Raw genomic sequence first — 14,608 nt, forward strand, 5'->3', positions numbered from 1 at the left:
TATGTTGGCGTCAAGACAGCAAAATGCTTGGCTTCATAGTGATTTTTATCGTGATCAATTTCATAAAATGTTACGGTGGATGATCGGTAGTATCTTTATTATTTATGTGTTGCTTGCCATCGTAATTTATTTAATTTTATTTCAACCGACACAAAGTTTTTATGCCAATACCACGACCGGAATGATTTTACCCATGCCACCGGCAATTACCGGGACTTAAATCAGGGCGTAAACATGCGAGCTCGAAAATTGTTAACGCAGAGTAATGGATTTTATCAGCGTTACTATCATTACTTCTTTATAGGATTGATGGGTGTTATTTGTTTGCTCATGGCTATGATTGGTCTTATTCTTTATCAAATGTTCAATCGCCCGCTACCTTCGTTTATAGCAAAACAATCTAATCAAGAAAAAATGGTTTTGCGTGCGTATGACGCGCCGAATTTATTGCCTGAGACTATTTTGCGTTGGGCATCAAAAGCTGCGACGACTGCGTATAGCTTCGATTATGTGAATTATAATAATCAACTCAAATTGGCACGACCCTATTTTACTGACGCAGGTTGGCAAATGTTTTTAACCTCAGTACAAAAATTAATTGATTCAATTGTACAAAACCAATTATTTGTTAATGGTGTGGTAGCGGGTACACCCGTTATTTCCAATCAAGGACCTTTGCCGGGCCGAGAATATGTTTGGCGGGTGCAAATTCCATTCTTGGTTATTTATCAAAGTGCCAATACGACATCCAAAAGTAACTATTATGTAATTTTATCCCTGGTTCGCGTTCCCACTTATGTTAATCCGCAAGGCATTGGTATTGATCAATTCATTATGGCGCAAACATGAAGCACACTGATGCACTTAAAATGATATTTGAAAGGAATGCCTTCTATCGACGCATGCATTTTTTGGCACTTGCTGCTTTTTTGCTTTCTCTTATTGTTATTATCACGCTCATTTGGGTGGTTTACACACTTGTTCGCAATCCAACAAAACCACTTTATTTTGCAAGTGATCGTGTGGGGAGGCTCATTCAAGTTGTGCCCGTTACAGTTCCCAATATGTCTAATGCCGAAGTAATGAACTGGACTATTAACGCTTTACAAAAATCTTTTTCAATGGATTTTGTTAATTATCGAAGCCAATTACAGTCTTCACAAAAGTACTTCACCACGTATGGCTGGACCAATTTTATGAATTCGCTTAAATCTAACAATAATTTAGTAGCGTTAACGCAACGTAAAATGGTGTTTAGTGCCAAAGTAATTGATCAACCAACGATTGTAACGCAAGGTATTCTAGGCGGTGCTTACGCGTGGCGTTTCAACATGCGAATGTTGGTGAATTATTGGATTCCACCTTTTGATGAAAAGTCTAAGTTTGCTAACCCATTGGATGTCAGTGTTATTGTTCAACGCCAAGAAATTATCCAAAGCGACAATGGGCTTGGTATTGTTCAAGTTATTGCCCGCATGCCAACCAGCACTAATCAGACTCAAGAAATTTCAGGTGTTTCTACCGGCGGCACTTAACATTCAGTGCAGAGTTACATCTCATTTTAAATAGTTAATAGAATTAAAATGGGAAGTGATCCTTTAATGTTTCTGGGATGCAAAAATAGCTAAGGTAGTATATATTTTCAGATCATCACGTAAAAACAAGGATGATTTACCAGTGAGGCAAGATGGCTGACGAGGAAATAGAAGTTGTCGAAATTCGTGATGAATTTTATCGCGATTCATTCGGTAAAGTTTTATTAATCATCCTCAGCATGATTATTGCCCTGGGACTTTTAATTGGCATTTCGCTTTACTTATACCTTAATCAACCTCCACCCAAAACTTTTATGGTTGAAAAAGAATGGCGTGTACAACCTGCGGTTCCATTAAGCCAACCCTACTTGACTACTCCCGATCTCTTGCAGTGGGTTAGTGACGTTTTACCAAAATCTTTTATGTTTGATTTTATGAATTACAATGATCAATTAAAAGACATTACCTCGTATTTTACGGCGGAAGGTTGGAAGGTATTTCAGAATCAATTGAACATCTATGCGAACTATAATAAGGTGCAATCTTACAAGATTTTTGTCAGCGCCGTTCCTGCAGGCGCACCTTTCCTATTCAATCAAGGGCTGGTTTCAGAAACAGGTATTTATGGGTGGTGGGTCCAAATGCCCCTTACCATAAACTATGCAGGTTATAGCGGAACAAATTCACAAACGCTGACATTACAAGTGCTCGTGGTCAGAGTTTCGACCCTTAATAACTTAACCGGTGTGGCCATTAGTAATGTTTTAGTGGTCAAAAGTGCGGGAAGTCAGTTAGGCAGTAATGGATAAAACATGGCTAATTTATTACGAATGGCGACTTGTTTTGGCTTGATGATGTTAGGAGTCGTTCATTCCTCTGTAGCGCAGCAAAGTAGTGATTTGCCTCCGGCATCTCCTGAACCTGCTTACGCAGCCTCGCAAATATCGCCATCGCCATCCGCGGGACCACCGCCTGCATCCCCACCACCACCTAACGTGACGGCGACAACTTCTTCGTCTTCCACACAATCCATACCAGCGCCACCCAGTAATATTCCGGCGCCCGTCTCGCAAGTTGAAAACACTAGCCGAATTGGTGGACCCACGCCACCTCCTGCTTCGCTCAGCCCCCCACCTATCACTTTTTCTCCGCCGAGCGCGCCACCCACGGTGGGCGATTTTAATGCGTGGCTACAAACTAATAATTCAACTCCGAAATCCATGCCACCTACGAAACAACCGCCACCACCGCGAATTGTTTATCAAGGGCATAAACCGCTTACCTATGAAGAGAGCCAGCAAGTCATGCTAGAATCCGCACCACCTTCGCGTATTCCAATGACGCCAGATTCTGCTATCGCATTTAATATGATGCTACAGCAAAATATGCCCCTTTCTCCTCAGCAAATTGTGCAACTGCGCCAACAAATTGATATGTCTCAACGTGCCGCCGCCGTCGCACCTGTCGTCCCGCCTAAACCTGTCTCTTCTACTTTGATGATTAACTTAGCACCAGGCACGACCCCCCCCGCCGTACGTTTAGCGCAGGGTTATGTCAGTTCATTAGTTTTTGTGGATTCAACGGGATCACCATGGCCTATTGCTGCGTTTGATATTGGCAATCCGAAAGCGGTTACGATTCAGTGGGACGGTAAAAGTAACATCTTGCTCTTGCAATCAATCTTGCCTTATACCGATGGTGACATTGTTATCCGATTAGTAGGCTTACCCACGCCTGTCACTTTAGAACTTGTCTCTGGACAACGGGTCGTAGATTATCGCGTCGATGTCCATGTGCCCGGGATCGGTCCGAATACGAAAGATTTGCCGATCGGCAGTACACTGCCCGACTCTGCGAATCAATTACTCTTAGGAATTTTAGATGGCATTCCACCTCCCGGAAGTAAAACAATGCGTGTAATCGGTGCGGATGCACAGGCGTTTTCGATGGGCGAAAAAATGTATCTTCGTACGCGCTTAACCCTGCTTTCACCAGGATGGATCGGCACCATGGTTAGTCCTGATGGCATGCATGCTTATGAGCTTCCTAAAACCTCCTCTATATTAGTTTCCAAATATGGAGAGCCTGCTGAACTTCGAATTGAGGGTTGGTAATGGCGATTGATTTATCTCGTTTCAATTTTTTAAAACGCTTAGATGCTCGCGCCCGAATCTTTTTTATATTTGCAGCCGTGGTTGCCTTTATTTTAATCGTCTACTTTCTTAGCCGCTTTCTTTTTGGCGGCTCAGAAACCACCGGTCCTACGCGTATTGCTAATGCACCACAAGGGTTGCAGTCGGTACCAGCGGGACAGCTGACGCCTGAATATCAACGTGCTTTAGTACAAGCGAATGCGCAAGCTGCGCAACAGGCGCAGATGACGGGCGGGAGTGCGATCCCTACCGTTATCAACATCGGCCAGCAACCCAATACTGCCGGTTGCATTATTTGTTCCGATGATTCTGCCAATGTAAAACTGCTCATGGATGATTGGGTCAAGCAAGGTCGCCTTGCGCCTGAGCTTGCATCAACGTTGCAACAACTTGCAGATCGAAATGCATCTGTTGATGAGTTTGCTGCCGCCCTGAACGAACTTGTCAGGCAAGGTAAGTTAACCCCCGAGCAAGCCCGTGCTTTACTGGATCAATACAAAAAGCAATATGCCAATCGCTTGTTACAAGATAGTGCGCAAGTGATGGATGGTTTAATTAAAAACGGCCAGTTGCCCATTGATGCAGCGACGCTACTACTTGATGCTCAGAAAGGAAAAGCAACGCCGAGTGATTATGCAGCCTTGCTCCAGGATCTTGTCCGGCAAGGAAAAATTTCTCCAGCGATGGCACAACAATTGCTTGCCCAATATGCCCAACAACGTGCGCGCGAAATTGTAATGCGCAGTATTGGTATTTTGCGTCGTATGGTGCAAGCAGGTGAATTAACGGCAGATGTAGAAAAAGAGATTGAAGATTTAGAAACACGGTTGGTTCCGGTTGATGTTTTTGTTGCAGCCATGCAGCGTTATGTTGCAGCAGGTAGAATGACCCCTGTGGTTTCCAACAAAGTAATCGATGAATATAAAGAGCAAAAAGCAGAGATTGGTCCGAGCCAGTCAATTGATCAACTTATTAAGGAAGCTGAGGCTGCTGCCTTTACTGAATTAAAAGATTTATTACAAGAAGGAAAAATTACCCCAGAAGTTGCAAGTCAAATCGCTGGAATGATTCAGCAAGATGTAACGCTCGATGCTTTCCAATCAGCTATTAACCAATTAGTAACAGAAAAAAAATTAACGCCTGAAATCGCAAAATTAAAAATTGCTGATTACCAGAAAGTGAAAGGTTTACGCGAAATGGCAAAAAACCTTGCATTGTTGCAAGGGAATAATGCAAGCCCCTCTTCTTATGCTGATGAGCTTAAGCGTGCGGTTGCTGCAGGTCTGCTAACACCTGAGCAAGCGGCGCAACTAATGCAAGAATATGCAGCTTTAACCAGTCGTGCTGCCTTACAAGGGGCAACTGGAGGATCCGATGAATTTGCCCAGCTTCAGCAACGCGTTGGTCAAGGCGAAGCGGCCCAAACGAATGTTCCTACAGCAGGTGAATTTAACGTAGCTCAAACCCAAGTTGCGCAAGAAACATCTCAAGATCGTCTTGCTCGTATCCAAAATATTATGGCCAATATGGCAGGGCAGGCTCAGCAATTAATTTCGGCATGGCAACCACCTGTTATGATGCATCGTGAAGGATCCTATAAATTATTGGATGCAGAGGGTAGAGAAATTACCTCAACCAGGACCAGCACCAGTTCAAAAACAACGATTACGGGTGCGGATGAACTTGCTCCAGCCTTTATTAAAGCGGGTACCGTTTTATTCGCCGTGCTAGATACTGCTGTTAATAGTGATTATCCCGATACGCCTGTCATGGCAACTGTCGTCGGTGATAAATTTAAGGGCGCTAAATTATTGGGTAAAATGGTGACTACGAAAGGGGTCGCAGGTCAACTTGATCGGGTCAGTCTCAATTTCACCCGAATGAATATGGAAGCTTGGCCGCGCTCGAGAACGATTCAGGGTTATGCGATTGATCCTGACACGGCGCGCGTTGTAATGGCAAGCGATGTTGACTACCACTATTTGAAACGATATGGGGCGATCATGGCAACTGCATTCCTGCAAGGTTATGCTTCAGCCATTACAACGTCTGGTTCAACTGCGACGACGGGTATTTTTGGCACGAGTTCCACTTACCCGCAGCTTGATCCGAAGCAAAAATTCTTTGTTGGCTTAGGCCAGGTAGGTCAAACGTTAGGCCAAGCAGTTCAAAATTATATAAATATCCCGCCAACGGTAAAAGTAGATTCAGGCGTTGGTCTCGGTATATTATTTATGGACGATATAACCTAAGGATTATTTGGAAGAAATGGGCCAAGGGATCGGCTTAAATCATCTATAATATGAGTATCAATGATAAGCTTTAATGCAAGTCCATTTAAGGATAAGAGAGGCTTTAAAAGATGTTGAATGATCGTGAAGACAAATTCGAATCGCCAGAGGAAAGTGAGTATCATTTTTCTGACGATGACGTTAGCTACGAAGTTGAACCTGAAACGCCTAAGGAAACGCCTCCAAGTAAAGAGAATTTTCTAAATCGTCTCTCACGATCAAAGCGCATGCTAATTAGTTTAGTCGTGTTTTTGGTTCTGGTGTTTGTTGTTTATAAAATGGTTGCGCCAACCAGTACTCAACCGACTGAAATTAATCCAACCATTCAACCCAAAGTTATAACGCAACCCATTACCACTACGCCCGCCCAAGTTTCTCAACCTTCCCAATTAACCGTAACTGCGCCCGCAGCACCATCAGCAGTTATTCCTACGGCGACCGTAGTCCAAGCTTCATCACCACCCGTTGCAAGTGCACCCCAAGCAACCCAGGTTGTTCCGTTACAGGGTCCACCGGCGCAGGCGATGGTCGTAAGCGCGCCACCTCAAGTGGTGCAATCTTCTTCCGTGATGCCACCAACACCACCCACTGTTATGTCACCATCAACACAGCCCTTGCCTAACATGGTGCCCATGCAATCTCCACCGCCAACCGCAACGCCTGCTTATGTTCTAAATACGAGTACAACATCACCGATTAGTGCACAAGTCCCGGGCGGATTGGATGCAGCAATGGCGCAATTAATGGCTGGTAACGAGCGACTTATCGCTCAGTTACAAGCTGATTATGGCCAGCGAGTTAATGATTTTGCGACGCAAAATAAAGTATTGCAGGAGCAAGTCCAAAGCATGTCTGCTCGCGTTTCTGCTATGGAAGCTGAAATGCAGAAATTGGTGCAAAGCATGATGCAACGAAATACGGAACCTAAGAACATAGAGCCGCAAGTCATCATATCCCCGGGTCGTGTTCTTCCCTACAGCGTTCAAGCCATTATCCCCGGCCGAGCTTGGTTACGCTCAGATAGTGGTGAAACGGTTACAGTTGCTGAAGGTGATATGCTTAAAAATACCGGTCGGGTTATTAAAATTGACCCTTATGATGGTGTCGTTGAAATTAACACGGGTAATAAAGTCGTTTCGCTTTCCTATGGGAATGGCACTTAGCTCATTTAAATTTGCATGATGAGCCATTAAATTACTCATCACATTTGCCCATCCTGAGTTAACCAGACTAGGATGGGCAAATGTTTTTATATACCACTATGATTGTTATCATAGGGAAAAGCAGGGATGACAACCGCGAAATAGAATGAGGTGCCTATGTTGCCAAGCCAAAGTAAGAAATGCTGGGTGGTTGTGCATCAATTTTTAATTATTATTTTTTTATGTTTAGTGACTTCCGCTATTTTTGCAGCAGCAGAAACCACAACCATCGATTTGCCGGGTGGGGCAAAAGTATCTTCCACTTCCGCGCAAGATATGTTGGTTAATTTTTCGAAAACCATTCCCAACCTAATGCGATTGGTCACAGCTTTTGCCTATGTTATGGGAATGTATCTGATTATTGCTGGCATCATTCGGATGAAACATCTCGGCGAATCCCGCACTATGATGTCTCAAGAACACAGTGTGAAAGCGCCTTTAATTCTACTCGCAACAGGCGCCATGTTGCTTTACATTCCGACTTCCGTCCAAATGGGCTTAAGTACTTTCTGGACAGATCCCAATCCCTATGGTTATTTGCAAGAAGAAGATCAATGGTCGCAATTTATTAATGTCTGCTATCTTGTCGTTCAATTTGTCGGGACCATCGCTTTTATACGCGGATTATTAACATTGAGTCATCTCGGCGGTCATGGGGGCAATCAACCCGGGACATTTGCAAAAGGGCTAACTTATATCATTGGTGGTATATTATGCATTAACATTTATCAGTTTGTGCAAGTGATAAATGTTACTTTAGGATTAAGTACATATTAAACTAGTTGCATCTTTAAGATTGTAAATTAGGAAGTCCAGAGTTTAATTTAAAATATGGAGACGACATGATGAAAAAGAATGTAATCTTGGGTGCATTTGCGCTAGCTTGTTTTGTTGCTGGCAGTGCAGCGCTTGCTGCGCAAATCTCAGGTTTTGGTTCGGTCGCAGCGCAAGTCACTTCGAACGTGGGTAACATTGCAAAATTAGTCACTGCAGCTGCTTATGTCGCTGGTATGGCTTTTGCGGTGGGCGCCATTGTGAAGTTTAAAGCACACAAAGATAATCCAACTCAAATTCCAATCGGTACACCAATCGCTTTGTTATTTGTGGGTGCAGCGCTTATTTTTATCCCAACTGTATTCAAAGTGTCTGGACAAACATTATTTGGTGCAAGTGGCACCGTAGCTGGCGTTTCCGGTATTGAAACATTTGGCGCGCCTAAACCAACCTCTTAATGTGTAACGTAAAAAGCTATGCATGATCTTCAACTGGCAGTGAATTTAACGGGTTGGCGAATTTTCGTCAGACGTAAGCAGGATAAAGCATTCCTGCCAGTAGAAAAACGTGTATTTGCTCGTGATGCCTATACGTGTCAGTACTGTGCTTTTCAAGCTAAAGAATTCCAAGAAGTGGTTAATTTAGATGGAAATTATAGTAACAATAAATTGAGCAATTTGGTCACTGCTTGCTGTTTTTGTTCCCAATGTTTATTTATACAAGCTGTAGGCTTAGATGAAATGGGAGGGGGTCAACTTATTTACTTACCTGAACTTAGCCAAGCTGACTTAAACAGTTTTTGTCATGTTTTATTTTGCGCTATGGGTAACAATACAGGTTACCAAGACAGTGCCCAATCGATTTATCGTAGTCTTAAATTCCGTAGCCAAATTGTTGAAAATAAATTAGGCTCAGGAACAAGTAATCCCAACACAGTTGGTCAAATGGTCATTGAATATCAAGAACGGTTTCCGGAAAAAAAAATTGATATTCTCAAAGAAATGCGACTATTGCCTTCGCATGCAAAATTCCGAATCCAGCTGGATACCTGGGCGGCAGCGGCTCTTGCTGAGTTAAGCGAAGAAACACCTTCTGATTAATAAGGTTTGAAAGGTGAAGGATGCGCGACCGTACGTTCATTGATCCACTACTAGATAGCATTGATTCAGTGCTGGCTTGGTTTAGCACTGAATTAAAACAAACTGTTGAATCCTACTGTGACTTAGAGACAGCGGACGATAACTATACACTTGTTGCCCGCGACGGCTCGCTCATTTCTGTTATTCGAGTATTTGGTGTCACACGTTTAATCGGCCAAGAAGAATTCAATACAATCCACCAAGGGTTAACGCAAAGCTTACAAGCAACCTTAAAACGTCCAGGCCATGTCGTTCAAGTTTTCTTTGGCTATGATCGCGAAGCAGTGAAGCCAGAAATTGAAGATATTTTATCGCCGGCTAGAGCAACGGCAAAACGACTCAATTTAGAATTAGATGATTTGTTCAATGAGCGCATCAATTATTTTTCAAGATTTTGCGCGCGTGAAGAATTATATTTTGTTTTATGGACGCGACCTTATTCGCTCACGCGCGAACAGCAAAAAAGGGCAACGAAAGATAAACTCAATTTTATCCGCGAACACGATATCCCGCCTTTTCGCAATGGGCAAAATTTAATTGCGGCTATTCCTGATTTACGTGAATCCCATGCGTCATTTGTGCGTTCCGTTGTTACGGATATGAATGCCTTAAATATTTATTCAGTTTTATTGCAAATTCACCCTGCCGTCTATGCGATGCGCTATGTTGCTGATGCAGATTTTACCTCGAAAGATTGGCGCGCTGTTTTACCGGGTGATAAAATTCCTATTCATGAAGCGCGTCCGCTTGCGGGGGAATTATCTGGTCTTATGTATCCGCCGCTTGCTCGACAAATTTTTCCCAGGGACGCGACTGCAATTGATTTGCGCACGGCGAGGGTAGGCGATCGTATCTATACGCCACTCTTTATTGATCTTTTTCCCCAAGATTTAAAAACTTTTATTGCTTTGTTTGCAAGAACGTTACCCACACGCGTGCCTTGGCGTATTTCATTTCTAATTGAAAGTGGAGGTCTTGCTACTCTAAGTTTCAAATCAATGATGTCAGCTATTTTAAGTTTTACGTCGGCGCAAAATGGGCTGGTGCACGATTCTGTTAAGTTACTTCGCGATATAGAAACGAATACCGACGATGCGGTGGTGAAGTTGCAAGTTAGTTTAGCCACTTGGGCACCTGAAGGTAATATCCGCTTACTACGTACCCGTGCTGCCGAGCTCTCAAAAGCAGTCGAAGGATGGGGTAGTTGTGAAGTTTCTGAAGTATCAGGCGACGTATTTGCCGGATTTGCTTCGAGCTTACTCGGATTTAGTGCCAATAGCGTGGCAACTCCTTCTGTTGCCCCGCTCTCTGATGTGGTTTATATGCTTCCCTTCACACGTCCCGCATCAGCTTGGGAATATGGCGCTTTACTATTACGCTCGCCAGATGGAAAGCCTTGGCCGTATCAACCAGGCTCAGTTCAGCAAACAACCTGGATCGATTTAATGTATGCTCGACCCGGTTCGGGTAAATCAGTTTTATCGAACGCGATTAACTTAGCGCTCTGCTTGTCGGGTGGTATTACCCGATTACCCCGCATTGCCATTATCGATATAGGTCCTTCCAGTAGTGGATTAATTTCCTTGTTGCGCGAAGCGCTGAGTGATGAGCAAAAGCATTTTGTGGCATATCATCGCTTACGCATGACACCAGACTATTCAATCAATCCGTTCGACACTCAGCTTGGTTGTCGTTTCCCTTCGCCGCAAGAGCGTGGATTTCTAGTTAATTTTATTACGTTATTAGCAACGCCGCTGGGTGCCGAGCGTCCTTACGATGGCATTTCCGACATGGCGGGTTTAGTTGTTGATGAAATGTATAAAAATTTGGCTGATGAAGGTAAAGCACATCCTTACACACAAGGCATCGAAGCTATTGTTGATGATATTTTAGGTGAAATTGGCTTTGTACAGGATGAGCGAACAACGTGGTGGGAAGTAACAGATGCTTTGTTTTTAGCAGGCTTTCACCATGAAGCCATGCTCGCCCAACGTTATGCGATGCCTTTGCTTGCCGATGCGGCTGCTATTTGTCGAACCCAAGTCATTGAAGATTTATACGGCCAAGTTCGAGCCCCCACAGGTGAACCACTGATCCAAGCTTTTGGCCGGATGATTTCGAGCGCTGTGCGGGAATATCCCATACTTTCTAACATCACTAAATTTGATATTGGTGAAGCACGTATTGTGTCACTCGATTTAGATGAAGTTGCTAAAAGTGGGGGTGATGCAGCAGAACGCCAAACAGCAGTGATGTATATGTTGGCGCGTTATGCTTTGGCCCGACATTATTATCTTACCGAAGATTCATTATCGGACATTCCTGAAGCCTATCATGAATTTCATCGTCTTCGCATTGCAGAAATTCGCGAAGATTCCAAGCGCATTGTTTATGATGAATTTCACCGTACTTCTAAAGCCCGTGCTGTGCGCGACCAAGTAATTTTAGATATGCGCGAAGGTCGAAAGTGGAATGTACAAATTGCTTTGATATCGCAATCACTGGATGATTTTGATCCAGTCATGGTTGAATTTGGAACGTCAGTATTCATTATGGATGCAGGACCTGAGCAAGCAATTCGTCGGTCCACAGAAATTTTTGGGTTATCAGATACAGCTCGAATTGCGCTTAAAACACGTGTTCATGGTCCGCGGGAAGGTGGGGCTACATTTCTCGCGCAATTCTCAACAAAGAATGGCATGAATACTCAACTGTTAACCAATACGCTAGGGCCTATTGAATTATGGGCATTTAGTACGACCGCAGAGGATGCCCGTTTACGTAATCGTTTGTATCAACGATTGGGGCCTAAAGAAGCGCGTCGATTATTAGCCAATCTTTTTCCTACAGGTTCTGTCAAAGGTTTAATTGAGTCCAGGTTGACCATGCTGCGAGAAAAACAAGGCGTGATTGAGGAAGATAGTAATTTGAGTATTGCTGATCAATTGCTAGAAGAAATTTTAGAAGCGTACTCAATCAATCCAGATGTGAAAAGCTTGCCTAAATAATCGCTTTTTATCAACTCTGCTTGCAATTGATCTTTCGAGTTATTCGGCATAATATTTCTGAGCTATTAATGGAAAATAATTAAAGGAAATCTCTTATGCAAAATCGTGCCATTTCTATTGCTGAAGGTGTCAAAGATTCTTTATTAGAATTAATAGATGCTGATGCGCCTAATTACAAATTGTCGAGAGCCACTGCTGCTTTATTTTTTTTAAATGCAGGCATTGCTGCAGTGCAAAATAATGCGACCGTTAAGAATTTTTCTCTCGGATGCGCTATTGCTTCTAGTTTATTGTCAGCCCATGAATATGGCTTCAAAAATTCAGCACAAGCAGTTTCTTCCAATGCCATGTCCTTATTTAGTAAAGCAAGATCCTATGTACAGCCAGAACCAAAACCACAGTTTGCTTCGCAATTTCCTCAGTTGAGAACAAGAGCTTTATCATGATCCAGGTAAATAATTTCGCAGGGATTTTGTAATGTATTAGAAATGTTACCTTCCCACTATGTCACTTTCAATATGTATTAAATTTCGTTTACTTACTATTACCCCGCTCTCTTGCGGGGTATGGTTAAATTCAAAAAGTTTTTTTTAAGTTAGTCCAAATAAAGATGCGGATATTTACTTGTTATTATTTTTAACAGCAGTATCCCTTGAATCCTTATCTCTTGGTCTTAAATCTTGTTGAACCACATTGATATTAGTTTGATTAGGAGAAAAGTTTCGATTGCGTTGTTGAATTAAATCTCTATTTACTTTTTGTTTTGCCTCAATCATTTCAGGCAAGGTCTTTTCTATCAAGTCTAAATCTAAAACTAAGTTTTTAAATCGAGAATTTTCAAAGCTACTGAATGGGTTTCGGAACCGCATGGTGAGGGGAATGGTCGTAATCTTTCTTAGAAAACTTTCTTCAGAAAAAAAGTGGTCTGTAATAATTTTTTTGAGTTGAAAATTATCGATTTCCTTAAATGCATTAATGGATTGCAAAATTGGATTGGTATCCTCGATACCCAGGTTTATGCATTCATCATATTTTGCCTTAAGTTGTTCAATTTTTTGTTGAATGATAGTTTCCCAGTCTTCAACACGTTTAAATTGTTTTAAAATAACATCAAGTTTATCTAAGCTTTCTTGAGGAATGCGCTTAATTTCGGCCACGGTACTTAGTAGCTTTAACTGAGAGATGATAGGATCTACGAGTTTTCCAGCTCGGTTTGTAATATCAATCGAATATTCCTTAATATATTCATCCAACTGCTTTAAATGTAAATTAAGAGCAGTTTTCTTTTTCATATCAGTAACATTTTTAAGCGTTTTTAAAATCAATTCACCAGAAGCTACATTGCTTCGTGCAAAATTTTCTAGGTTATCAAAAAGTGTTTTGTTAGCATTTTCTTCTGGAAATTGTAGTAAGAACCATTCTAAAAGTTTAGCAAAGGGTTCAAAGTGGCCATAACGCGCTGCAGTTTCCAGCGCGCCTATTTTTGGAGGTTCGCCTATAAATAATTTTTTTGCCTCTGTTAAAAAGTTATTGTTGTTCTGGTTTAGAAAGTTATTATTGTTCGGGTCCACAGTAAAATTGAGGGGAATAAATTTAAAAAAAACCAAGGAAGCATCTTTTTGTTTTGGAAGGAGGGTATTTTTAAACTGATTATTAAGCCAAACGCTGGCTTCTTCCAAAGAGACTTCTTTGAATTCCTTTCCATCTGAGCTTGGTATTTTAAAAGGCATATTAAGAGCACTTAAATTCATATTGATACTAATAGTATAGTACGACATTAGCTTTGATAAAGCGGGTAAGAAATATATGATGAAACATAAGGTTACAGTCTGGTGCAGAAAATACGCTTTGAAGGTGTTGCGGAGAAACTCCCTGCAGGCTAAGAAAAGATAGGTTTTAAGCCTACAGGGTGCAGATCGTCTTATGGTTTAAGTTTGCTAACGTCAATACTTTTAAGGGCTTCTAACCAGACTTTTCTTTCCGTTTCGCCCATGTCTGATTTTTTAATGACATAATGTAAAATCACTAATCGTTGATCAGGCGTTAAAACAATACGTTGTAGTTCATCTTGTTGGTCTTTTGTTGGCTCTTCAACGCGAAACTCCATCATAGCTTCTTGTTCATTTGAAGAAATTAAATTATAAATAATTTTTAATTTTTGATTGCGTAATTCCTCTGCTTCTTTATCTGCAAATAGCTTCGGCGTAAAATTTTTGCTCATCGTAAAATTAAATTTTTGAAAAGTAATTAATTCTTGCCAATTATTAACAGTTTGATTGGCGGTTACGTATTCCCCTAAAGTTAAATTATTGTCAGCTTGAAAATTATCAAGCTTCCATGATTTTCCACCAAGTTCTAATGTTTCAGGGAAAGTATGTTGAGTCGCAGGCTTTGTTACTGCAGGGGCGGGCGCTGGAGTAGCGGTTGTTTCAGGCGTTGCTGCATAACATGAAACACTGAGAAACAAAAATAATAAACCAGATACTTTGACAATAACTTTCATAGA

At 42.0% G+C, this 14,608-nt stretch carries 14 protein-coding genes; 12 read left to right on the forward strand and 2 right to left on the reverse strand.

Annotated features, from left to right (window positions below):
- The first annotated feature begins 1 nt into the window (after position 1).
- From H0W64_12225 to H0W64_12280, 12 genes are all read left to right on the forward strand, one after another.
- Positions 2-220: a hypothetical protein gene (locus H0W64_12225; GenBank protein ID MBA3662489.1), complete on the forward strand. Its 219-nt coding sequence runs from the start codon at positions 2-4 to the stop codon at positions 218-220.
- Positions 221-234: 14 nt separating this feature from the next.
- On the forward strand, positions 235-849 hold the full coding sequence (locus H0W64_12230) for a DotI/IcmL/TraM family protein (GenBank protein MBA3662490.1): 615 nt from the start codon (positions 235-237) through the stop codon (positions 847-849).
- Positions 846-1,535 (forward strand): DotI/IcmL/TraM family protein, encoded by a 690-nt coding sequence (locus H0W64_12235; GenBank protein MBA3662491.1) that lies wholly within the window; start codon positions 846-848, stop codon positions 1,533-1,535. Before H0W64_12230 ends, H0W64_12235 begins: the two co-directional genes overlap by 4 nt.
- 152 nt (positions 1,536-1,687) lie before the next feature.
- Positions 1,688-2,344, forward strand: a complete 657-nt coding sequence (locus H0W64_12240; protein ID MBA3662492.1) for a DotI/IcmL/TraM family protein — start codon at positions 1,688-1,690, stop codon at positions 2,342-2,344.
- A gap of 3 nt (positions 2,345-2,347) precedes the next feature.
- Positions 2,348-3,649, forward strand: a complete 1,302-nt coding sequence (locus H0W64_12245; protein MBA3662493.1) for a type IV secretion protein IcmK — start codon at positions 2,348-2,350, stop codon at positions 3,647-3,649.
- Complete coding sequence (locus H0W64_12250; protein MBA3662494.1) at positions 3,649-5,940, forward strand: hypothetical protein; 2,292 nt, start codon at positions 3,649-3,651, stop codon at positions 5,938-5,940. Before H0W64_12245 ends, H0W64_12250 begins: the two co-directional genes overlap by 1 nt.
- A gap of 110 nt (positions 5,941-6,050) precedes the next feature.
- Positions 6,051-7,142 carry a hypothetical protein gene (locus tag H0W64_12255; GenBank protein ID MBA3662495.1) on the forward strand — a complete coding sequence of 364 codons (1,092 nt, stop codon included), beginning with the start codon at positions 6,051-6,053 and terminating at the stop codon, positions 7,140-7,142.
- 156 nt (positions 7,143-7,298) lie between these two features.
- Positions 7,299-7,958 carry a hypothetical protein gene (locus H0W64_12260; protein MBA3662496.1) on the forward strand — a complete coding sequence of 220 codons (660 nt, stop codon included), beginning with the start codon at positions 7,299-7,301 and terminating at the stop codon, positions 7,956-7,958.
- 65 nt (positions 7,959-8,023) lie between these two features.
- Positions 8,024-8,413 (forward strand): type IV secretion protein IcmD, encoded by a 390-nt coding sequence (locus H0W64_12265; protein ID MBA3662497.1) that lies wholly within the window; start codon positions 8,024-8,026, stop codon positions 8,411-8,413.
- 18 nt (positions 8,414-8,431) lie between these two features.
- Complete coding sequence (locus H0W64_12270; protein MBA3662498.1) at positions 8,432-9,055, forward strand: HNH endonuclease; 624 nt, start codon at positions 8,432-8,434, stop codon at positions 9,053-9,055.
- A 20-nt stretch (positions 9,056-9,075) separates the two neighbouring features.
- Positions 9,076-12,102, forward strand: a complete 3,027-nt coding sequence (locus H0W64_12275; protein ID MBA3662499.1) for a type IV secretion protein IcmB — start codon at positions 9,076-9,078, stop codon at positions 12,100-12,102.
- Between the two features lie 95 nt (positions 12,103-12,197).
- A complete protein-coding gene (locus H0W64_12280; protein MBA3662500.1) occupies positions 12,198-12,548 on the forward strand; it encodes a hypothetical protein in 351 nt (116 codons plus the stop codon).
- 174 nt (positions 12,549-12,722) lie between these two features.
- Here H0W64_12280 and H0W64_12285 read toward each other — a convergent pair whose 3' ends face one another.
- On the reverse strand, positions 12,723-13,832 hold the full coding sequence (locus H0W64_12285) for a hypothetical protein (protein ID MBA3662501.1): 1,110 nt from the start codon (positions 13,830-13,832) through the stop codon (positions 12,723-12,725).
- Positions 13,833-14,023: 191 nt separating this feature from the next.
- Positions 14,024-14,605 (reverse strand): hypothetical protein, encoded by a 582-nt coding sequence (locus H0W64_12290; GenBank protein ID MBA3662502.1) that lies wholly within the window; start codon positions 14,603-14,605, stop codon positions 14,024-14,026.
- Positions 14,606-14,608: the final 3 nt, after the last annotated feature.

Source organism: Gammaproteobacteria bacterium (assembly GCA_013816845.1).
Lineage (GTDB): Bacteria > Pseudomonadota > Gammaproteobacteria > DSM-16500 > DSM-16500 > Aquicella.